Raw genomic sequence first — 19,828 nt, forward strand, 5'->3', positions numbered from 1 at the left:
TCCGGCGGCCCGGGTGGCCGCGCGCGCCGTCTCTCAGCCGGGCAGCGTGCCCAGGTAGCGCACGTGCGGGCGGGCGCCCGGGCCGGTACGGGTGATCTCGGCGTCGACCCGGTAGACCTCCGCGACCAGATCGGCCGTCAGGACCTCCGCGGGCGCGCCGCGGGCCACGACCCGTCCCTCGGCGAGGACGACGAGGTGGTCGCAGTACATCGCGGCGAGGTTGAGGTCGTGCAGGGCGATCACGCTGGTGACGGGAAGGGCGGCGACGAGGGCCAGCACGTCCAGCTGGTGCTGGATGTCGAGGTGGTTGGTCGGTTCGTCGAGGAGGAGTTCGCGCGGCTGCTGGGCCAGGGCGCGGGCGATCTGGACCCGCTGGCGTTCGCCGCCGGACAGCGTGTGCCAGAGCCGCTCTGTCTGCCCCGTCAGGCCGGTGCGGTCGAGGGCGTCCGCGACCGCCTCCTCGTCGGCCGCCGACGCCGGTGTCCAGGCGCGGCGGTGCGGGATGCGGCCGAGCCGGACGACGTCCCGGACGGTCAGTTCCACCTGGGTGTCGGTCTGCTGCTCGACCACGGCGACCCGGCGGGCGACGTCCCGGCGGGCCACCCGGTCCAGGGGGCGTCCGTCGAGGGTGACGACGCCGGAGGCCGGGGCGAGTACACCGGCGAGCATCCGCAGCAGGGTGGACTTGCCGGAGCCGTTGGGCCCGAGCAGTCCCGTCGTGCCGCCGGTGCGCGGGCTCAGGTCGACGCCGTCCAGGACGAGCCGTCCGCCGGCGGTGCGGGAGACCCGCTCGGCGCTCAGGGTCACCGTGTCCTCCGGGTGCGGTGGAGCACGAGCACGAAGGCGGGCACACCGATCAGCGAGGTCACCACGCCCACCGGGACCTCCCGCGGTTCGAGGACGGTGCGGGCCAGGGTGTCGACCCACACCAGGAATACGGCCCCGGCGAGTGCGCAGACCGGCAGCAGCCGGGCGTGTCCAGGGCCGGTGAGCGCCCGTACCGCGTGCGGCAGCACCAGGCCGACGAAGCCGATCGCACCGGCCGAGGCGACCAGGGCGGCGGTGAGCAGGGCCGTGGCGCACAGCAGCACCAGGCGGGTACGGGCCACTTGGACGCCGAGCGCGGCCGCGGCGTCCTGGCCGAAGGCGAAGGCGTCCAGTGTCCTGGCGTGTCCGAGGCAGACGGCCAGGACCAGCGACAGCGCCGCGGCACCGGTCCACACGTCGCTCCAGCCCGCGCCGCCGAGCGAGCCGAGCAGCCAGAACAGCACGCCGCGGGTGGTCTCGGCGTCGGCCGCGGTCATGATCACGAAGGAGGTGAGCGCGGAGAAGAGCTGCATCGCCGCCACTCCCGCGAGCACCACCCGGTCCGTGGTGCCGCCCAGGCTGTGGCTGAGCAGCATCACCAGCGCGAAGGAGCAGACCGCGCCGATGAACGCCCCGCCCGGGACCGACAGCGCCCCGCCGCCCACGCCGAGCACCACGACCAGGACGGCGCCGGTCGAGGCACCGGAGGAGACGCCCAGCACGAAGGGGTCGGCGAGCGGGTTGCGCAGCAGGGACTGGAGGACGGCCCCGCACACGGCGAGTCCGGCGCCGCACACCGCCGCGAGGAGGGTGCGCGGCAGCCGCAGGTCCCAGACGATGCCGTCGCGGATCGGCGTCACGTCCCCGGCGGTGGTGCCGGCCCCGAGGTGGGCGGCGATCACGGACCACACGTCGGCGACGCCGATGTCCGCGGGGCCGACGGTGACGGCGACGGCCACCGACGCGCACAGGGCGACGGTCCCGGCCGCCGCCCACACGGGGAGGGTGCGGCGGAGCACGCGCGTGCCGGGGACGGAGCCCGCCCGGCTCGTGGAAGTCACTTGACGAGCCCGAACTCGCGCAGTGCCGCGGCCACCTGCTCCACGCCCTCGACGGTACGGACGGTGGGGTTCATGGCCTGCCCGCTGAGCAGCACGTAGTGCTTCTCGCGGACGGCGGTCATGTTCCGGGTGACCGGGTTCGACTCCAGGAACTCGATCTTCTTCGCCGCCGTCTCGGCCGTCTCCGACCTGCGGGTCAGGTCGCCCAGGACCAGGACGTCGGGGTCCCGGTCGGCGACCGTCTCCCAGCCGGCCTGCGGCCACTCCTCGTGGGTGTCGGCCATGGCGTTCTCCGCGCCGACCGCCCGGGTGATGACGCCGGGGGCGCCGCAGCAGCCCGCCAGGTAGGGCGAGGTGGAGTTGGCGAACCAGTACATGAGGGTGACACCGGAGGCGTCGATGCCGGCGGTGGCCCGGTCGACCCTGGACCTGAGGCCGGCGACGAGTTTCTCGCCACGCCGTTCGACGTCGAAGAGGCGGGCGAGGTCGCGGACCTCGCGGTAGACGGTGTCCATGGTGAGGGTCTCGTCCCGGACGCCGTCGCCGCCGCCGCTGTTGTCCTTGCCCACACAGTCGGACGGTGACAGGTAGGCCGGTACGCCGAGTCGCGTGAACCGCTCACGGGTGGCGACGCCGCCGGTCCCGAGCGTCGAGGCGAAGGAGGCGGCGACGAAGTCGGGTTCCGCGTCCAGGACCGTCTCGAAGGAGGGCATGTCGTCGGCGAGCCGGGGGACACCGGCGTTCGCCTTCTCCAGTCCCTTCATGACCGGGTCGGTCCAGGTGGCGGTGCCCGCCATGCGGTCGGCGAGGCCGAGTGAGAGCAGGATCTCCGTGGTGCCCTGGTTGAGGGAGACCGCCCGTCGGGGCGGTGCGGCGACCCGGACGTCCTGTCCGCAGTCGTGGACGGTGCGCGGGTAGCCCGCCGCGGCGGCCGGGTCGTCCGTGGCCGTGCCGGAACCGCAGCCTGCGGCCGACAGGACCGCGGACAGGAGCAGGGCGGTTCCGCTCAGGACGCGGCGGGAGGGCAGGTGACGTCGGGGGCCGACGGGGCGTGCTGCGGGCAAGGAGGGGTCCTCCGGCGTCGAGGGCTCATGCGCGAAGCCCGTCCGTACGGTGCGGCCCGCGCCGCACGCGGCGCGGGTGCCAGCAGGTCTTCGGACTCGGGATCGACCGGACGGAACGCCTTCCCGGGTGGCGTACGCCGCCCAGTGGCCGTGTCCCGCCCGTCCCCCTCACCGCTGCGCGTCAGTTCCGGATTCGCACCGGATTCCCTGACCCACCAGGTGGGTTCGACTGGCTTGCGCAAGCTACCACAGGGGCGGCGCCGCGCCGGAGGGCGGCCGCTGCCCGCCCCGCTCCCCGGGCCCACCCGCCCGCGCGCGGCCCGTGGGCCCGTCGGTCCGCGGACCCGAGCACTGTTGCCGATGAGGCAGCTCTCGGCGTCGGCGGTCGCGGCGTCGGCGGTCGCGGCGTCGGCGGTCGCGGCGTTGTGGCGCACGGCGTCACCGCGGGTCACGCCGGCGGAGCCGTCGGCCGTGCGGGACCCGTCCGCGTCCGAGGTGGTCGGTGGCGGTCGGCCGGTCGAGGAGCGAGGGGGACTCAGAGTGGCGTCGCGGCCCGCAGGATGAGGAACATCGTGACGGCGGCGTTCGCGGACGACATCGCCGAGACGGCGGCTCCGGCGGCCGCGGCCCACGCCGCCAGACCCACCGACGTGAAGACCGGGGGCCAGGCGCGGACGGCGGGAGCGGGACCCAGCAGGGCCGCCACCCGGCGCGGGACCGGGCCGGGGGACGCGAGGCCGGCGAGGGTGGGGGCGGGGGTGCCACGGGAGACGAGGGCCGCCTTGCCGATCGCCGTGGCCACCGCGCGGCGGTCGCCGACGGTCCGTGCGGCGGCCTCGTCCGCCCACCGCTCCGTCGTGTAGGACACGGCCGTGCGCAGGGGACGCAGGAACGGGTTGGCCAGCGCGGCGAGCCGGACGGCGAGCAGGAAGCGGTGGTGCCGGGCGGCGAGGTGAGCGCGCTCGTGGGCGAACAGCGCGCGCCTCTCACCCGCGTCGAGGCAGTCGAGCAGGGCCGTACTCACCACCACGCGGTCCCGGCGGCCGCCGGGCAGCGCGTAGGCGTAGGGCACGCCGTCCGGCAGTACGGCGACACCGGTGCCCGGGAGACCGGCCAGCGCGCGGTGGGCGCGGCGGCGCACCCTGCCGTGCCGCCACAAGGCCCGCGCCGAGGCCGCGACCACCGTGCAGAGGGCGGGGATGGCCGCCTTGCCGACCACCTCGTCGTAGGGCACCGCCGCCCGCACCTCGGGGTCGGACCAGCCGTCGGGCAGTGGGTTGCCGGGCAGTTGGGCGGTGCCGACCACCATCACCAGTGCCAGGCACACCGTGCTGCACAGGGCCATCACGGCGGCGACGGCGGTGAGCAGCCTGGTCGCGGTCCGCGGGTGCAGGTGCTGCTCGGCCAGTCTGGCGATCGGCCAGGCCGTCAGCGGCAGGACCAGCGGCAGGAAGACGAAGACCCCCATGCGGCGTCAGTCGTCCTCCGCGGCGCGCGCGTGCCCCAGCAGTGCGCGCAGCAGTCGCTCGTCGTCGGGATCGAGGCCGGTGACGAAGCTGGCCAGCACCGCTTCCCGGTCGCTCTCGCCGTCCAGCACCTTGCGCATCTTCCGCGCGGCCAGGCCCGCCTGGTCGGAGGCGGGCGTCCAGGCGAAGGACCGGCCCGTACGCTCACGGCTGACGGCGCCCTTCTCCAGCAGTCTGGTCAGGATCGTGATCACGGTGGTGTAGGCGAGGTCGCCGCCGAGGCGCTCCTGCACCCAGCCGGCCGTCGCGGGGCCGTCCGCCCCGCGCAGCGCGGAGAGCACCAGCGCCTCGAGTTCGCCCTGCCCCCGCCGCCGCGGACGCCGGTCATCCGTCACGGCCCGCCTCCTTCCGCCACCATCGTCTTCCGGAGCGCCATCGTATAGAAAACTGATTTCTACACTGCTGTAGATTGGCGGCAGGTATCCGTGACACGGCGAACGCGACGAAGGAGAACGCAGTGGGAGTTTCCCTGGCCAAGGGCGGCAACGTCTCGCTCAGCAAGGAGGCACCCGGCCTGACCGCCGTGCTGGTCGGTCTGGGCTGGGACGTGCGCACCACGACCGGCACCGACTACGACCTCGACGCCTCCGCGTTGCTCCTGGACGCGTCGGGCAAGGTGCTCTCGGACGGGCACTTCGTCTTCTACAACAACCTCACCAGCCCCGACGGATCGGTGGAGCACACCGGTGACAACCTCACCGGTGAGGGTGAGGGCGACGACGAGGCGGTCAAGGTGAACCTCGCCGCGGTGCCGGCCGAGGTGGACCGGATCGTCTTCCCGGTCTCCATCCATGACGCGGAGAACCGGGGCCAGAGCTTCGGCCAGGTCCGCAACGCCTTCATCCGGGTCGTCAACCAGGCGAACGACCAGGAGATCGCTCGCTACGACCTGTCCGAGGACGCCTCGACGGAGACCGCGATGGTCTTCGGCGAGCTGTACCGGCACGGCGCGGAGTGGAAGTTCCGGGCGGTCGGCCAGGGGTACGCCTCGGGTCTCGCGGGCATCGCGTCGGACTTCGGCGTCAACGTCTGATCCAGTCCCGGCCCTCCGGGGCCGTGCCCCGGGCCGCGAGTCCCGGGGCACGACCCCGCCTGGTCAGTGGTCCGTGGTGCAGCAGCCGGCCTCGCCGCCGGCCGGGGCGGCGGGGCCGGCGGTGTCGAGGCGGCAGAAGCAGGACGCCTCGACCGGTACGTCCGCCAGCGCGGCGGCGAGCTTCAGCTGCTGGGCCACGATCCGCGCCTCCCCCGCCCGGTCCAGCCGCACCAGGCACTCGTGGAGCCCGTGCAGCGCCCAGACGTTGTTCGGGTGCTGGAGCGGACGGGGCAGGGTGTCGTCCAGTCCCAGGTCGGCGCGGTAGACCGCCTCGGCCTCGGCGATCCGGCCCTGTTCCAGGAGCAGGGCGCCGTAGGCGTGCCGGGTGGGCTGCATCCAGCCCCAGGGTTCGTCGTAGGGCAGGCTGTCGTCCAGCTCGATCGAGCGTTCCAGGGCGGCGAAGGCGGCGGCGTGGTCGCCCCTGCGGTACTCCAGCTCGCCGTCGAGCATGGCCGAGGCGATGGCCAGGAGATCGGCGCAGGTGTTGTTGAACAGCGTGCGGGACCCGGGCACCCGGGCGACCGCCGCGCGGAACGAGACCCGCTCGGCCTCCGCCTCGGTCACCCGTCCGGTGGCCGAGAGGGCGACGCCGCGGGCGTAGTGGAGCATCGCGGTCGTCACGCAGTACAGGCGCGGGTCGGCGGGCAGCGGCAGGGCGAGGATGTCCGCCCAGCGGCCGAACCGGATCAGGACGTGCACCCGCATCGCCAGGAAGCCCTCGAGCCAGTCGGCCATCGGCGGGCTCTCCACCCGCAGCAGTTCCTCGGGGATCGACGCCTCCAGCCGGGCCGCGGTGTCGAGGGCGACGTCGGAGCGGCCGAGGAACATCGCGCCGTAGATCCTGAAGTGGTAGTTGTGCGAGCGGTAGAGGGTGTAGAAGTTCATCGCACCCGACCGGGCGCGGTACTTCTCGTCGGCGACGATCGCGGCGTCGTTGTCCGACACCACCCGGCGGTAGTCGCCGCACAGCACTTCGAGGTGGGACGGCATGTGCTGGAGGTGCCCCGCGTCGGGCACCAGGCCGCGCAGCCGGTCGGCGACGGTGAGGGCCGCCTCGGGAGTGGGGGACATCTCCATCAGGTGGATGTAGAGGTGCAGGACTCCGGGGTGGTCGCGCCCCCCGTCGGCGGCCAGGGCCCGCTCCAGCACCCGCTTCGCCACCGGCGTGCGCGCGCCCTCGGCGGGCAGCCCCGTGGACAGGTCCCACAGCTGCCAGGGGGTCAGGTTCATCAGGGCGTCGGCGTAGAGAGCGGCCACGTCCAGGTCGTCGGGGGCCAGTTCGTGGACGGCGCGCATGCCGTCCGCGTACGGCGCGTTCCACACCGAGCAGTCCTCCACGGCGCTCGACCGGGGGTACCGGGCGCGCAGGGCGCCGATCAGGGCGCGCTCGACCGGGGTGGCCCGGTCCGCCAGACCGTGGGCGCGTTCGACGGCGGCGTGCGTGCGGCCGACGGCCCGGGTCAGCTCCTCGGCGCCGAAGGCCTCCCACGGTTTGTTGTAGTTGGGGCCGAGTGCGTAGGCGATGCCCCAGTGGGCCATGGCGCACTCCGGGTCCGCCGCGGCGGCGGCCTCGAAGCACTCGACGGCCTCCTCGTGGTGGAAGGCGTACGTCCACACCAGGCCGCGGTCGAACCACCGCTGGGCCTCGGGCGACGAGGTCGTCACCGGACGGCCGTGGCCGCCCAGGTCGTAGTAGTCCATGAGGGACATATACCGGGCTGCGCCCGGGCGCGGGGACTGGCGACACCCCGAATGAGCCGGTTCCCGCGGCGCGGTGGCGTGTTCGATCGCTCGTCACGACGGGTGGGCGGGGAGCCCCGCCCACCCGTCCGTCATGCCGGTGCCGGCCCGGTCGTCACGCACGCCGCCTGGACCGGACGAGCAGCACGCATCCGCCGGCGAAGAGCACGCCGCCCACCGCCGCGGGCCACAGACCGAGGCCGGAACCCGTCTCGGCGAGGCCGCCCTGTGCCTGGAGTTCCGGCGCCGGCCCGGCGTCGCCGCCGCTGCCGGTGCCTCCGGTGCTCCCGGTGTTCCCGGGTGCCGCCACGGCGCTGCTCACGGCGTCCGGGGCGGCGGACGGTGTGGTCGCGGCCCTGGGCTCGGCGCTCGCGGAGGCTCCGGCGCCCCGGCCCGCGGCCGGGGGCTTGGGCTCGTCGCCACCGGCGTGGGCGTCCTCACTACCGTCGTCCTGCCCGTCCTGCCCGTCCTGGCCGGTCTCCCGGCCGTCATTCCGACCGTCCTCGCCACCCGCGTTCTGCGTCTCGTCCTGGTGGTGGTCCCGGCCGGGAGCGTTCCCGTCGTCCTTGCCGCCCGCTTCGTCCTGGCCGTCCTGTCCGCCCTGCCCGGCGTCCGCGGGCGCGGTGGCGGTGGCGGTGGCGGTCTGCTCGGCCGGCGGCTCGGCACTCTGGCCGCCGTCGTCACCGGGCTCTTCCCCGCCCTCGCCCGGGTCGGTCGCCGGTGGCGTGTCCGGGCCGCACTCCCGGCCGGAGTTGATGCACTCGACCATCTCGCGCATCAGGTCCTCGTCGAAGACGTTGATGAAGTCGCTGTGGTCGGTGACCGGCTTGTGCAGCTGCTCGGGGAAGGAGTCCACGGCGAACAGCGGAGCGGTCCTGCCCCCGTCGCCGAGGCTGGGCGCGGCCACGTCGTACACGACGCGCTGCACCAGGCGCGGGACGGGCACGAAGCCCTCGGGGCAGCTGCCGTCGGCGGCGGCGAAGGCCATGTGGGTGCGGTGGTTGGCACTGTCGATGTTGCGGCCGTCCCAGCAGCTCTGGAAGGTGAAGGTGCGCACCACGTCACTCCCCGAGGGGCAGAGCGGGTACTTGTCCTTGAGCTGCCGGTCCTCGAAACCGGTGCAGCTCCAGGAGGCGTTCGCGTTGGTGTTGCCGTTGACGAACGCCTTCGCGTCGCCGGTGATGATGCGCAGCAGCCGCGGCATCTCCGTGACCTTGCCGCGCTCGTTGCCCTGGAACGTCAGCGTCACCTCGGCCGGCGTGACGATCTCACCCGCGTTGCCCTCGATGCCTCCGCCCGGCGACTGGGCGTCCTGTTCGGCGGTGCCGTTCTGGAGCCGCAACACGGGCCAGTAGTACGAGGACTTGTCGCCCTGGTCCGCACAGCTGGTCCCGGCGGCGGCCAGGTCCTCGTCGCTGGAGAAGGCGTTGCTGTCCTGGTTGCCGACGTAGTCGTGGAAGTGGTGGGCGCCGTTGCTCACGCCCGGGGCCGCGATCAGGTTGTCCGAGTTGAACAGACCATCGGCGTTGACCCCGCAGCTGGTGGCGAAGGAGCCGGTCGAGGCCTGCTTCTGGCGGGCTGCCCGCGCGGTGTTCGGCTGGACCGACTCGATGTCGGCGTAGTCCGCCGCCACGGGGCCGTTGCCCGCCTGTCCGCCGTTGCCGGGCTGCTGCTCGCCGCCGGACTCGCCGTCCTCGCCCTCCTGCTGCCCCTGTTCCGGTGCCGCTGTCCCTCCCTGCCCCCCGCCCCGCTGGTCCGGGCTGCCGCTGCCCGTGTCCGCCGACGCGATCTCGGTGCGGCGCAGGGTGCACTCGGCCAGGGTGTCCAGGCCCTCGGGGCGGTCACCGGCCTTGTCGATGGCGGCGGCGATGCGCTCGATCGTCGCCGCGCGCTCCTTCTTCAGCGGGTCGAGGACCGCGCCCTCGTCGAGGGTGCCGTCGTCCGCGGTGCGGGCGGCTTCCTGGAGCGTGCGGTAGGCGGTGGCGACCTGTTCGTCGAGGTGGGCGAGTTCGGTGTCGACCTCGGGCCTGGCCTGCTCCGGGACGGCCGTGAGCCGTTCGGCCGGGTCGGGGCAGTCGACGGTGGCCGCGACTCCGGAACTGCCCAGGGGTACGGCGGCGTTGCCGGACTCGGTCGCGGAGGCGAAGACGTTCACGGCCACCAGACCGCCGCCCCCCAGTATCAGCGCCACCGCTCCGAAGGTCGCGCGTCGCGCCCCGGTCGGGCGTCTGCGCCTGTTGTGTCCCAAGGCGTGCTCCTGTGTCGTGACGGACGTCGTGACGGACTACGACGTGAAAGGCCCCCGGCTCCATACGGAACCGGGGGCCGGAGCGTTCAACCACCGCTGGAATTCTCAGCCTTCCCTCACCTCACGGGCGCAGGACCAGCCGGATCGGGTCGCCCTCCTTCTTCTCCAGACGGGTGACCGCCTCGGCGGCCTCGCTCAGGGGCAGGACCCCGCTGACGGACCCGGAGAAGTCCAGCCGTCCGCCCTGGATCAGCCGCAGGAGCTGCGGCAGGGCCACCGGCATGTCGGATCCGTAGTGGCCGAGGATGCGCTGCTGGAGGTAGCTGAAGCGGGTCCCGTCCGCGACGGTGAGCGGCTTGTCGGTCAGGCCCACCAGGACCAGCCGCCCCTTGGGGGCGAGGACGGAGACCGCCTGCTCCCGCACGGGCGGCACGCCCGCGAAGTCGAAGGCGGCGGCGAGACCGAGGCCGCCGGTCGCTTCCCGGACGGTCCGGCGCAGCTCCGGGTCGGCGGAGTCGAGGGCGAGGTCGGCGCCCGCGGCCAGGGCGCGTTCGCGTGCGACGGGGCTCGGGTCGACGGCGACGACGGGACAGGCGCCGATCGCCCGGAGGAGTTGCACGGCGTGGACGCCGAGGCCGCCGACGCCCCACACGCCGACCGCCTCGGCGGGCCGGACCGCGCCGCTCTCGGTGATCGCGCCCCAGGGGGTGGACACGGCGTCCGGGATGATCGCGCCCTGCTCGAACGGGATGGCGTCGGGCAGCGGGGTCATGGCGTCGGCGTCGGAGAGGGCGTACTCGGCCCAGCCGCCGTCGTAGTCGACGCCGCGGGTGTGGACGACGCCGTCGCGCGTCTCGCCGGCATGGAGCACGACCCGCTGCCCGGGGGACCAGGCGGTGACCCCTTCGCCAATCTCGGCGACGGTGCCGGAGACCTCGTGGCCCAGGGTGACGGTGTCCCCCTGGAGGAGCAGCGGGGTGAGGGTGCCGTCGATGAGGTGCACGTCGGACAGGCACACGCCGGCCGCTTCGACCTTGACCAGCACCTCCCCCGGGCCCGGCTGCGGGCGGGGCACTTCTTCGAGTCGCAGGGTGCGGCTCGGGACGTGCAGGCGGGCGGCGAGCATCTGCGCCATGACAGGACCTCCTCGGTGCGGTGGCGACCCCGGGCGGTCCCCAGCGGTCCATCGCAGGTCGACTTGCTTTGACCGTACACCCAACACAGGACGACTTGCTTTACGCTGGCCGGATGAGCACTCCGGAATCCGCCGCCCCACCCCTGCGCCGCCGTGGGGAGCGGATGCGGCGGGCGGTGCTGGCCGCCGCCGTGGACCTGCTGTCCAGCCGAGGCCTGGCGGGGACGACGGTCGGCGCCGTGGCCAGGGCGGCCGGGGTGCACGAGACGTCCGTGTACCGGCGGTGGGGCACGCGCGAGAACCTGATCATGGACGCGCTGACCACCGAGCTGGACGCGGCGCTGCCGGTGCCGGACACCGGACGGGTCCGGGACGACCTGCTGGCGTTCTTCTCCGCGCTGGCCCGGCTGCTCGCCTCCCCGCAGGGGCGGGCGCTGCTGCGGCTGAGCGTCGAGCACGACGACACCCTGGAGGACCGGCGGGGTCCCTACTGGGGTGAGCGTCTCGGCCGTGCCGTGGTGATGGTCCGGCGGGGTGTCGAGCGGGGTGAGCTGGCCGCGGACACCGATCCCGGGCTGCTGATCGAGGCGGTGAGCGGTCCGCTGTTCGTCCGGGTGCTGCTCAGCGGGGCGCCGCTGGACGACGCACTCGTCCGGGGGCTGGTGGACCTGGCCCTCGGCGGGGCCCGTCCCGGTCCGGCGGTCCCGCCCGGCGCTCGGCCGCGGTGAGGTGGAGGCCCGGATCGTGGGAACCCGGCGCTCCGCGGGCGCGGGTGCGCCGAGGACGGAGGAGCCATGGACCGCAGCAGGCCGCTCGCCCTGGTCACCGGGGCGTCCAGCGGAATCGGGTACGAACTCGCCGCGCTGTTCGCGGAGCACGGCTACGACCTCGTGGTGAACGCCGAGGACGAGCGGCTGGAGCACGCCGCCCAGCGGCTTCGGGAGACCGGCGCGGACGTACGGGCGGTGCGCGCCGACCTCAGGAGCTCCGAGGGCGTGGACCACCTGGTCGCCGCCCTGACCGGGCTCGCCGTGGACGTGGCGGCCCTCAACGCGGGCGTGGGGCGGGGTGGCGCCTTCGTCGACACCGATCCCGCGGACGACCAGTCCGTCATCGACCTCGACGTGACGTCGACCGTGCGGCTCACCAAGCCCCTGCTGCGGGGCATGGTGGCGCGCGGGGTCGGGCGGCTGATGTTCACGTCCTCGGTCGCGGCGACGATGCCGGGCTCCTTCCAGGCGGTGTACAACGCGTCGAAGTCGTTCGTCCAGTCCTTCGCGCAGGCGCTGCAGGAGGAGGTCCGGGACACCGGTGTCACCGTCACCTCCTTCATGCCGGGGCCGACGGAGACCGACTTCTTCCGGCGGGCCGGCATGGAGGACACCAAGGTCGGCACGATGCCGAAGGACGATCCCGCGCAGGTCGCCCGGCAGGCGTTCGACGCCGTCATGAAGGGCCGCGGGAAGCTGGTCACCGGCTCGGCGAAGACCAAGGCCCAGGGGGTGGCGGACAAGGTGCTGCCGGACCGCGTCAAGGCCGCCGTGCACCGCCGGATGGCCGAACCGGGGACAGCGCGGCACGACGACGATCACTAGCACTGCCGGCGGTGACCGTTCACCCGTCCCGCCCGCGTCCGGTCCGGAGCGGTACCCGAAGGGCCTCTTGTCGGCGGCTCACCGGCGGTGGAACGATACCCGGGCACCGGTTCACCGCACCGAAGGGACCGCCGTGACCCACGACCGGGAACGCCCGCGGCCCGCCGCCGCGTTCGACGCGCTGGGCGCCGAGTACGAGAAGGCGTTCGCCGGGTCGAGGACGCACCGCCGCTCACTGGAGTGGCTGCTGGCGCGGCTCGCGCCGGGCAGCCGGGTGCTGGACGTGGGCAGCGGCACGGGCCGTCCCACCGCCGAGACCCTGGTGAACGCCGGGCACGCGGTGCTGGGCGTCGACGTCTCCCCCGTCATGGTGGAGCTGGCCGCGCGGCAGGTGCCGGCCGCCACCTTCCGGTGCGCCGACGTCCGTGACGTGCCCCTGGAGGACGCCTCCTTCGACGCCGTCTGCGTGTACTTCTCACTGCTCCAGCTGGACCGGCGGGAGCAGCGGGACCTCGTGCGGCGTCTGGCGCGGTTGCCGAAGCCGGAGGGCTACCTGGTCCTGGCCACCGTGCCGCTCGACGTGGAGGACGTCGACGCCGTCTTCATGGGCCAGCCGGTGCGCGTCACCAGCTTCCCCGCGCAGGAGCTGGTCACCCTGGTCGAGGAGGCGGGCCTGGAGGTGCTGGCGCAGGAGGCGTCGATGTTCACCCCGGCCCATCCGGACGCCCGGCCCGAGCCGCACCTCTTCCTGCACTGCCGGCGTCCGGCGCAGCCCCGGATGGGGTAACTGCGCACGCGCGGATCCGGGCCCGCGGTCAGAGTGGGCAGCATGACAGAACCTGGCGAGCGACGGCGCCGCACCACTTCCACGGCCACGCGCGAGCGGGACGTGCGGGACGCCCGTGACGCCGCCCGGCACGCCGCCGACGCGCTGTCCGAGCTGATCCGGCACCGCCTGGAAGGGGTCTCCGCGGTGCGCCGGAGCGAGGACGGCGGCTGGATCGTCAACGTGGACGTGCTGGAGGTGGCACGCATCCCGGACACCACCAGTCTGCTCGCCACCTACGAGGTCGAGCTGGACGCGCCGGGCGACCTGATCCAGTACCGCAGGATCGCGCGCTACCGGCGCGGTGCCCAGGACCAGTGAGCGGGTCGTGACGCCCGCATCCGGAAGGACCACCGCATGATCACCTACGACGACGAGGTCGTCTGCGCGCCTCGCGCCGGAACCCTCTACGACGTCCTCGAACTCATCCTCGACCGCGGCATGGTGATCGACGTCTTCGTGCGCGTCTCCCTGGTCGGCATCGAGATCCTCAAGGTGGACGCACGCATCGTGGTCGCGAGCGTCGACACCTATCTACGGTTCGCCGAGGCCTGCAACCGTCTGGACCTGGAGCACGACGTGCGCTCCAAGACCGTCCCCGAGATGTTCGGCAGCCCGGTGGCCAAGACCGTGGGCAAGGCCGGCGCCAGGCGGACGGCGCGCTCCCTGACCGACAAGGTGCGCGACGTCCTCGCCCCCGAACCCGAACCCGACCCCGAGTCCGAGCAGGAGGAGGCGGAGGACGGGCGGGCCCGCCCCCGCGAACGCGCGGAGCGTGCGAGGAGCACGCAGCGGCCCCGCAGCCGGCCGGCCGCCCGCTCCCGCGACGAGGACGACCGCCCCCGTTCCCGCCCCCGCCGACGCTCCGAGACGGAGGACGAATGACCGCGCCCGCCACCACCGCGTCCCCGTACACCATCGACACCACCGACACCGCCGTCGCCACCGCCCCCGCCGTCACCGCCGGGGAACCGGCGACCGCGCCGAAGGCCCTGTACGTCTACGGCATCGCCCCCGCCGGGATCCGCACCCCCCGCTCCCGGGGCGTCGACGGCGCCCCGGTGCGGCTGGTGAGCGAGTCGGGACTGTGTGCGGCGGTGTCCGACGCGCCCCCGCGACTGCGGCCCCGGCGCCGTGACCTGCAGGCCCACCAGGCCGTCCTGGACGACATGGCGGCGCAAGGACCGGTGCTACCCATGCGGTTCGCGGTCCTCAGCCCGCGGACCGACACCCTGCTCTCCCAACTGCGCACCGACGCATCCCACTTGACCGAGCAGCTCGAAGGCGTCCGGGGGTGCGTGGAACTCAACGTCAAGGGAACGGTGGTGCCCGGCCACTTCGCCGACCTGGTGCGCCGGGACGACCAGCTGCGGGCCCTGGCCCTGCGGACCCGACGCCGGCCTGACTACGAGGCCAACGTCCGGTTGGGCGAAGCCATCGCCCTGAGTGTGCGCCGCGAGGCACGGCGCGCGGCCCGGGAGGTCGTCGACCGGCTGGCCCCGCTCGCCGAACGGACCGTCCAGGGCACGACCGACGACGAGCAGGTGCTCAGCGCGTCGTTCCTGGTGCGGTCGGGGGACGAAGCGAGGTTCAGGGAGGCGGTGGCGGAGCGGGCCCGGGTCTGCGGGGACCGGCTGGCCCTCAGCGTGACGGGGCCCCTGCCCTGTTACAGCTTCGTCGACCCACGCCCCGCGGCACCCGCCGGCCGGTGACCGCATGGGCATCGTGAGCGGTCTCCTCCTGCTGCCCCTCGCACCGGTGCGCGGGACGGCGTGGATCGCCGACCACCTGCTGCAGGAGGCCCGGCGCCAGGCACACGACCCACGCGCCGTCCAAGCACGACTGGCCGCTCTCAACCGGGCCCTGGACGAGGGCGCCGTCGACGAGGCGGTCTTCGAACGGGAGGAGGAGCGTCTGCTCACCCTCCTGGAACGCCCGGCCCGGTCCGGCGGCCGTACGACCACCACGAAACCAGCGCGGAGACGACACCTATGAACGACAGCAAGGCGGCCATGGCGGCGGCTGTGGCGGGCGGATACCTACTGGGGCGCACGAAGAAGGCCAAGCTCGCCTTCGCCGTCGGCTCCTACCTCGTGGGCAAACGCGTCGGCCTCTCCCCCGGCCAAGTACTCGGCCAGGGGCTGGGCAGTCTGCAAAAAGCACCGCAGTTCCAGGAGTTGGGCGACCAGATCCGGGACGAGCTGCTGACCGCCGGACGTGCGGCCGTCACCGCCGCGGCGAACCGCCGGCTCACCGGACTCGCGGACGCGCTCCGCGACCGTACCGACGCACTCGCCGGCGAGGGCCGGCGGGGTGACGGCGAGGACGGCGAGGACGACGAGGGCGGCCGGGGCGACGACTGGGACGAGGACGCCCCGGACGAGGACTCCTACTTCGACGAGGAGGACCGGGAGGAAGACCGACGGCCCGCGCCGTCGCCGCCCCGGAAGGCTGCCAGGAAGGCTCCGCCGCGCAAGGCCGCGGCTCCGGCGAAGAAGACGGCCAAGAAGGCCGCGAAGAAGACGGCCGCCAAGAAGACGGCCGCCAAGAAATCGGCACCGGCGAAGCGCACGGCGGACCGGGGCAGCAGGCGCGGAGGTGGGCGAGCATGACCCCCGACCGGCAGGACGACGGCGGACCCTCCCCTCTGGGTGACCTCAAGGATGCCCTGGGCGGTTACCTCTCCGCAGCGGGGCACGGCCTCGTCGGCAGGGCGGGGGACCGGATCGGGTCCCTGACCGACCGCCTGACCGACTCGGCCGACGGCGGCGGCTCCGGAGGCGGCGGTTCCACGAACGGTGGCGGATCCAAGGGCGGTGGATCCAAGGGCGGTGGATCCAACGGTGGTGGGGGGTCAAAGGGCGGCGGCGGGAAGAGCGGCGGCGGCAGCGTCAAGGCGACGCACATCATGGAGACCGTCGACATCGGCGTCCCCCTGCGCACCGTCTACGACCAGTGGACGCAGCTCCAGGAGTTCAGCGGCTTCACCAAGGGCGTCCAGAGCGTCAGCCCCAACGACGAGGTGACCTCGGACTGGACCGCGAAGATCGCCTTCTCGACGCGCAGTTGGAAGGCGACCGTCCAGGAGCAGATCCCCGACCAGCGGATCGTCTGGACCTCGGAGGGCGCCAAGGGCAGCACCAACGGGGTGGCCAGTTTCCACGAACTGGCGCCCCGGCTGACCCGCGTCGTCGTGGTCGTCGAGTACTACCCGTCGGGATTCTTCGAGAAGACCGCCAACATCTGGCGCGCCCAGGGACGCCGGCTGCGGCTGGACCTGAAGCACTTCGTGCGGCACGTGACCCTGGCGGACGACGAGGAGATCGAGGGCTGGCGCGGTGAGATCCGCGACGGCGAGGTCGTCAGGAGCCACGAGGAAGCGCTGGAGGAGGAGAACGCCGAGGAGCCCGGGTCCGAGGACGAGTCCGCCGACGAAGACGACGGCGACGGCGACGGCGACGGCGACGGCGACGACGAGGGCGCGGAGGACGAGTACGACGAGGACGAGGACGAGGAAGACGACGACGAGGAAGGCGAGTACGACGAGGAGGAGGAGCCGTATGAGGACGAGCAAGACGACGAGGACGAGGAAGAGGAAGACGAGCGCCGTCCCCGTCGGCGCCGTTGACGCCGACGCCGCGGGGAGCACGCGGTGACCGACCTCGACCACCGGTACCCGGACCTGGAGGCACAGCCCTACGGGCCTCCCTCCGGCAGCCTCGCCGACCTCCTCGAACGCGTCCTGGACAAGGGCATCGTCATCGCCGGGGACATCAAGATCGATCTGCTCGACATCGAGCTGCTGACCATCCGGTTGCGGCTGTTCATCGCCTCCGTGGACACCGCGAAGAAGGCCGGCATCGACTGGTGGGAGACCGACCCCGCGCTGTCGTCCCGTGCCGCCCGGGACGCGCTCGCCGAGGAGAACGCACGGCTGCGGGAACGTCTCGACGCCCTGGAGGGCGCCGAGGAAGCGGCGGGAGCCGTGCGATGAGCCCGGCCGCCGCCAGAGCGGCGGCCCCCGGCCTCCTCTGCGCCTTCGCCGTCACCCGCAACCCGCCGGACCCCGCGGGGCTCGCGGAGGTACGGGGACACGAGGAGGGCGGTCCGCTGCGCGTCCTGACCGTCGGCGACCTGTGCCTCGTCGTCCAGGACGTCCCCGCGGCCCTGTTCGACGAGGAGGCGCTGACCGAACGCCTCAACCGGCCGGACGACCTGGAACGCTGCGCACGCGCCCACCATCGGGGCGTCGTGGCCGCGGCCGGGCGCGGCGCCGTCGTGCCGCTGCCGATGGCGACGCTGTACCGCGGGGAACCTACCGCGGCGCGGGCCGTCGCCGCCCGGCGCCCCGTGCTGGCCACGCTGCTCGACCGCCTCCGCGACCGGACGGAGTGGGCGGTGAAGGTGCACGCCGCCGAGACCGCGCCGGAGCCCGCCACGGACACCGGGACCCGGGGGGACGCCGGAGGCGGACGGGCCTACCTGAGCCGGGTCAGCGCACGACGGCGTGATCGGCAGAGCGCGCACGGGAAGGCACTGGCCGCGGCGGAGGCGGTCGACGCCGAGCTGCGGCGGTACGCGGTCGACACGACACGGCACCGTCCGCAGAGCGAGCGGCTCACGGGCCGCAGGAGCCCGCAACTGCTCAATCTGGCCTACCTGGTGGACGACGCACGGCGCACCGCCTTCACGGAAGCGCTGGCCCGTCTCACCGCCGGGGGCCGCGGTCCGTCCGTACGGGTCGACGCCTCGGGTCCGTGGATCCCGTACTCCTTCGCCCGCTGGGACGAGGACCCGCAAGCGGGCCCGGACCGGGAGGCCCGCCCATGACCGTCCCTGACGCGCGTACACCGGGCCCGGCCCCCGTGCCCTGGGGCGGCCCGGAGCCGTACGCACCGGTCGGTGTGCCACTGGTGGACCTGCTGGACCGGGTGCTGGCGACCGGTGTCGTGGTCAGCGGCGATCTGGTGCTGGCCATCGCGGACGTGCCGCTGGTGCGGATCTCGCTGCACGCGCTGCTGTCGTCGGTGAACGAGCGGGTGCCCGCTCCCTGGCCGGACAGCGGGCCGCTGTGACCGGGCCCCGGGCGGAGGACGCCAAGACCCTGGACCTGGATCCGGAGCGGGTCACGAACGACCTGGCCGCCCTGGTCCTGACCGTCGTGGAGCTGCTGCGCCAGCTCATGGAGCGCCAGGCCGTGCGCCGCTTCGACGAGGGCACCCTGAGCACGGAGCAGGAGGACCGGCTCGGCACGGCGCTCATGCTGCTCGACGAGCGCATGGACGACCTGTGCGCCCAGCACGGACTGAGCCGCTCCGACCTGAACCTCGACCTGGGCCCGCTGGGGTCCCTCCTCGCAGACCCGGAACCGTAGGCGCTGGGAGCCGCAGGCGCTCGGGACGGCAGCCGCTCACGACCGCAGCGGTACAGAACCGCAAGGGCACAGAACCGCAGGGGCTCGGGCCGCATGAGCCGGAACCGCGGGGACACCGACACCCGGCACGAGCGATCGTTATGATGACGCGGAATCGCTCAAACGAACATTCTCGGGTGGGGAGACCTGATGCGGGAGCCGGTCGATCTCAGGCGCCAGCGGATACTGGCGGCGGTCCAGGCGCGCGGCACCGCGCGGGTGCGCGACCTCGCCGACGAGTTGCAGGTCTCGGTCGTCACCGTGCGCCGCGACGTGGAGGAGCTGACGCGCGAGGGCAGGCTGAGCCGCGGCCACGGGGTCGTGCGGTCGACGCTGCCGGCCCGGGAGACGGCCCACGAACCGGTCCCGGCGGGCGGGGACCGGGTGGCCGTGGTCGTCCCCGTCCGGCACTCGTACCTGACCGAGACGCTGCACGGGGCGCGCACGGTCCTGGAGCGCGCCGGGGTGCGGATGGCCCTGCATCTCGCGCCGCGGGCGTCCGGGGCCGAGCGCCCGCTGGTGGAACGGGCGCTGTCGGACGGTGCGGACGGGCTGCTGATCGCCCCGCGCTGGCGCGGCCGGGCCGACGAGGAGGCCGACCACGAGTGGCTGGCCGGGGTCGGCGTGCCGACGGTGCTGATGGAGCGCCGCCCGTGGCGCGGCAGCGCGCTGCACGCCCTGGACTCGGTCTGCTCGGACCACTGGTACGGGGCGCACCTCGCGGTCGAGCACCTGGTGGGGCTCGGCCACCGGCGTCTGGTGTTCGCCACCCGCCACGACAGCCCCACCGCCCGTTCGCTGCGGGCCGCCCTCACCGAGATCGCCGGGGCGCACCCCCTGGTGGAGCGGTGGGCGTGGACGCTGATCGCACCGGAGGCCGGGGCCGACGGGCCGTACGCGGAGGACGAGAGCGCCGAGCTGCCCGCGCTGATGCGCAAGGTGGGCGCGACCGCGATGGTGCTGCACGGCGACGTGGACGCGCTGATGGTCGTCCAGCGGCTCGCGGAGGAGGGCGTGCGGGTGCCGGACGACTGCTCGGTGGTCGCGTACGACGACGTGGTGGCCGGGCTGACCTCACCCCCGCTGACGGCCGTGGCGCCGCCGAAGGCGGAGGTGGGGCAGGCGGCGGCGGAGCTGCTGCTCCAGCGGCTGGCCGGGGCGGGCGGCGGCCGGCAGCCGGGCCGGCGGATCGAGCTGCTGCCGCGGCTGGTGGTGCGCGGGTCGACGGACCGGCTGTCCGAACCGCTCGACTTGTCCGAACCGCTCGACGGATGAGCGTTTGAGCGTTTCATTTTCTTCTGATCGATCTATTGACCGTTT

General features: G+C 73.8%; 23 protein-coding genes and 1 riboswitch. Of the genes, 15 read left to right on the forward strand and 8 right to left on the reverse strand.

Features of this window, described 5'->3' with window-relative positions; genetic code table 11:
* Positions 1 to 33 precede the first annotated feature (33 nt).
* From EV562_RS01695 to EV562_RS01715, 5 genes are all read right to left on the reverse strand, one after another.
* Positions 34 to 807: an ABC transporter ATP-binding protein gene (locus EV562_RS01695; protein ID WP_133884818.1), complete on the reverse strand. Its 774-nt coding sequence runs from the start codon at positions 805 to 807 to the stop codon at positions 34 to 36.
* Positions 804 to 1,826, reverse strand: a complete 1,023-nt coding sequence (locus EV562_RS01700) for an iron chelate uptake ABC transporter family permease subunit (RefSeq protein WP_243859964.1) — start codon at positions 1,824 to 1,826, stop codon at positions 804 to 806. The genes EV562_RS01695 and EV562_RS01700 overlap by 4 nt, the downstream gene beginning before the upstream one ends.
* Positions 1,827 to 1,864: 38 nt before the next feature.
* Positions 1,865 to 2,845 carry an ABC transporter substrate-binding protein gene (locus tag EV562_RS01705; RefSeq protein WP_243859965.1) on the reverse strand — a complete coding sequence of 327 codons (981 nt, stop codon included), beginning with the start codon at positions 2,843 to 2,845 and terminating at the stop codon, positions 1,865 to 1,867.
* A gap of 150 nt (positions 2,846 to 2,995) precedes the next feature.
* Positions 2,996 to 3,181, reverse strand: a riboswitch (cobalamin riboswitch).
* A 286-nt stretch (positions 3,182 to 3,467) separates the two neighbouring features.
* Positions 3,468 to 4,400, reverse strand: a complete 933-nt coding sequence (locus EV562_RS01710; RefSeq protein ID WP_133884820.1) for a M56 family metallopeptidase — start codon at positions 4,398 to 4,400, stop codon at positions 3,468 to 3,470.
* 6 nt (positions 4,401 to 4,406) lie between these two features.
* Positions 4,407 to 4,793, reverse strand: a complete 387-nt coding sequence (locus EV562_RS01715; protein ID WP_133884821.1) for a BlaI/MecI/CopY family transcriptional regulator — start codon at positions 4,791 to 4,793, stop codon at positions 4,407 to 4,409.
* A 122-nt stretch (positions 4,794 to 4,915) separates the two neighbouring features.
* Here EV562_RS01715 and EV562_RS01720 point away from each other — a divergent pair, with 122 nt between their 5' ends.
* A complete protein-coding gene (locus EV562_RS01720; RefSeq protein WP_133884822.1) occupies positions 4,916 to 5,491 on the forward strand; it encodes a TerD family protein in 576 nt (191 codons plus the stop codon).
* Between the two features lie 63 nt (positions 5,492 to 5,554).
* On the opposite strand, the gene EV562_RS01725 is transcribed toward EV562_RS01720, so the two are convergent.
* The 3 genes from EV562_RS01725 to EV562_RS01735 form a co-directional block, all read right to left on the reverse strand.
* Positions 5,555 to 7,252: a hypothetical protein gene (locus EV562_RS01725; protein ID WP_133884823.1), complete on the reverse strand. Its 1,698-nt coding sequence runs from the start codon at positions 7,250 to 7,252 to the stop codon at positions 5,555 to 5,557.
* Positions 7,253 to 7,406: 154 nt separating this feature from the next.
* Positions 7,407 to 9,482 (reverse strand): DUF1996 domain-containing protein, encoded by a 2,076-nt coding sequence (locus tag EV562_RS01730; protein ID WP_243859944.1) that lies wholly within the window; start codon positions 9,480 to 9,482, stop codon positions 7,407 to 7,409.
* Positions 9,483 to 9,660: 178 nt separating this feature from the next.
* Positions 9,661 to 10,674 (reverse strand): zinc-binding dehydrogenase, encoded by a 1,014-nt coding sequence (locus EV562_RS01735; protein ID WP_133884825.1) that lies wholly within the window; start codon positions 10,672 to 10,674, stop codon positions 9,661 to 9,663.
* Between the two features lie 113 nt (positions 10,675 to 10,787).
* On the opposite strand from EV562_RS01735, the gene EV562_RS01740 reads away from it, so the two are divergent.
* From EV562_RS01740 to EV562_RS01805, 14 genes are all read left to right on the forward strand, one after another.
* Positions 10,788 to 11,402, forward strand: a complete 615-nt coding sequence (locus tag EV562_RS01740; protein ID WP_133884826.1) for a TetR/AcrR family transcriptional regulator — start codon at positions 10,788 to 10,790, stop codon at positions 11,400 to 11,402.
* A gap of 66 nt (positions 11,403 to 11,468) precedes the next feature.
* Complete coding sequence (locus EV562_RS01745; RefSeq protein ID WP_133884827.1) at positions 11,469 to 12,269, forward strand: SDR family NAD(P)-dependent oxidoreductase; 801 nt, start codon at positions 11,469 to 11,471, stop codon at positions 12,267 to 12,269.
* Between the two features lie 133 nt (positions 12,270 to 12,402).
* Positions 12,403 to 13,056 (forward strand): class I SAM-dependent methyltransferase, encoded by a 654-nt coding sequence (locus EV562_RS01750; RefSeq protein ID WP_133884828.1) that lies wholly within the window; start codon positions 12,403 to 12,405, stop codon positions 13,054 to 13,056.
* A gap of 42 nt (positions 13,057 to 13,098) precedes the next feature.
* The gene (locus EV562_RS01755) at positions 13,099 to 13,416 is read left to right on the forward strand and encodes a gas vesicle protein (protein ID WP_133884829.1); all 318 of its coding nucleotides are present in this window, start codon (positions 13,099 to 13,101) and stop codon (positions 13,414 to 13,416) included.
* A gap of 36 nt (positions 13,417 to 13,452) precedes the next feature.
* Entirely contained in the window at positions 13,453 to 13,980 is a 528-nt protein-coding gene (gene gvpJ / locus EV562_RS01760; RefSeq protein ID WP_133884830.1) for a gas vesicle protein GvpJ, read from the forward strand.
* Complete coding sequence (locus tag EV562_RS01765; RefSeq protein ID WP_133884831.1) at positions 13,977 to 14,807, forward strand: GvpL/GvpF family gas vesicle protein; 831 nt, start codon at positions 13,977 to 13,979, stop codon at positions 14,805 to 14,807. Before gvpJ ends, EV562_RS01765 begins: the two co-directional genes overlap by 4 nt.
* Positions 14,808 to 14,811: 4 nt before the next feature.
* Entirely contained in the window at positions 14,812 to 15,090 is a 279-nt protein-coding gene (locus tag EV562_RS01770) for a gas vesicle protein GvpG (RefSeq protein ID WP_133884832.1), read from the forward strand.
* Positions 15,087 to 15,707, forward strand: a complete 621-nt coding sequence (locus tag EV562_RS01775; protein ID WP_133884833.1) for a hypothetical protein — start codon at positions 15,087 to 15,089, stop codon at positions 15,705 to 15,707. The genes EV562_RS01770 and EV562_RS01775 overlap by 4 nt, the downstream gene beginning before the upstream one ends.
* A complete protein-coding gene (locus EV562_RS01780; RefSeq protein ID WP_133884834.1) occupies positions 15,704 to 16,723 on the forward strand; it encodes an SRPBCC family protein in 1,020 nt (339 codons plus the stop codon). The genes EV562_RS01775 and EV562_RS01780 overlap by 4 nt, the downstream gene beginning before the upstream one ends.
* A 24-nt stretch (positions 16,724 to 16,747) precedes the next feature.
* Positions 16,748 to 17,089 (forward strand): gas vesicle protein, encoded by a 342-nt coding sequence (locus tag EV562_RS01785; protein WP_133884835.1) that lies wholly within the window; start codon positions 16,748 to 16,750, stop codon positions 17,087 to 17,089.
* Positions 17,086 to 17,925, forward strand: coding sequence for a GvpL/GvpF family gas vesicle protein (locus EV562_RS01790; protein WP_133884836.1), 840 nt, complete (start codon positions 17,086 to 17,088; stop codon positions 17,923 to 17,925). The genes EV562_RS01785 and EV562_RS01790 overlap by 4 nt, the downstream gene beginning before the upstream one ends.
* Entirely contained in the window at positions 17,922 to 18,170 is a 249-nt protein-coding gene (locus EV562_RS01795; protein WP_207627778.1) for a gas vesicle protein, read from the forward strand. The genes EV562_RS01790 and EV562_RS01795 overlap by 4 nt, the downstream gene beginning before the upstream one ends.
* Positions 18,167 to 18,469, forward strand: coding sequence for a gas vesicle protein K (locus tag EV562_RS01800; RefSeq protein ID WP_133884837.1), 303 nt, complete (start codon positions 18,167 to 18,169; stop codon positions 18,467 to 18,469). Before EV562_RS01795 ends, EV562_RS01800 begins: the two co-directional genes overlap by 4 nt.
* 189 nt (positions 18,470 to 18,658) lie before the next feature.
* Positions 18,659 to 19,783, forward strand: coding sequence for a substrate-binding domain-containing protein (locus EV562_RS01805; protein WP_133884838.1), 1,125 nt, complete (start codon positions 18,659 to 18,661; stop codon positions 19,781 to 19,783).
* Positions 19,784 to 19,828: the final 45 nt, after the last annotated feature.

This window comes from Streptomyces sp. BK208, from assembly GCF_004364245.1.
Lineage (GTDB): Bacteria > Actinomycetota > Actinomycetes > Streptomycetales > Streptomycetaceae > Streptomyces.

Coding starts and splice junctions, on each gene's coding strand:
- EV562_RS01725 (WP_133884823.1), bottom strand. CDS start 7,252: ATGGACTACTACGACCTGGGCGGCCACGGCCGTCCGGTGACGACCTCG.
- EV562_RS01765 (WP_133884831.1), top strand. CDS start 13,977: ATGACCGCGCCCGCCACCACCGCGTCCCCGTACACCATCGACACCACC.
- EV562_RS01735 (WP_133884825.1), bottom strand. CDS start 10,674: ATGGCGCAGATGCTCGCCGCCCGCCTGCACGTCCCGAGCCGCACCCTG.
- EV562_RS01780 (WP_133884834.1), top strand. CDS start 15,704: ATGACCCCCGACCGGCAGGACGACGGCGGACCCTCCCCTCTGGGTGAC.
- EV562_RS01790 (WP_133884836.1), top strand. CDS start 17,086: ATGAGCCCGGCCGCCGCCAGAGCGGCGGCCCCCGGCCTCCTCTGCGCC.
- EV562_RS01795 (WP_207627778.1), top strand. CDS start 17,922: ATGACCGTCCCTGACGCGCGTACACCGGGCCCGGCCCCCGTGCCCTGG.
- EV562_RS01805 (WP_133884838.1), top strand. CDS start 18,659: ATGCGGGAGCCGGTCGATCTCAGGCGCCAGCGGATACTGGCGGCGGTC.
- EV562_RS01770 (WP_133884832.1), top strand. CDS start 14,812: ATGGGCATCGTGAGCGGTCTCCTCCTGCTGCCCCTCGCACCGGTGCGC.
- gvpJ (WP_133884830.1), top strand. CDS start 13,453: ATGATCACCTACGACGACGAGGTCGTCTGCGCGCCTCGCGCCGGAACC.
- EV562_RS01755 (WP_133884829.1), top strand. CDS start 13,099: ATGACAGAACCTGGCGAGCGACGGCGCCGCACCACTTCCACGGCCACG.
- EV562_RS01745 (WP_133884827.1), top strand. CDS start 11,469: ATGGACCGCAGCAGGCCGCTCGCCCTGGTCACCGGGGCGTCCAGCGGA.
- EV562_RS01710 (WP_133884820.1), bottom strand. CDS start 4,400: ATGGGGGTCTTCGTCTTCCTGCCGCTGGTCCTGCCGCTGACGGCCTGG.
- EV562_RS01740 (WP_133884826.1), top strand. CDS start 10,788: ATGAGCACTCCGGAATCCGCCGCCCCACCCCTGCGCCGCCGTGGGGAG.
- EV562_RS01775 (WP_133884833.1), top strand. CDS start 15,087: ATGAACGACAGCAAGGCGGCCATGGCGGCGGCTGTGGCGGGCGGATAC.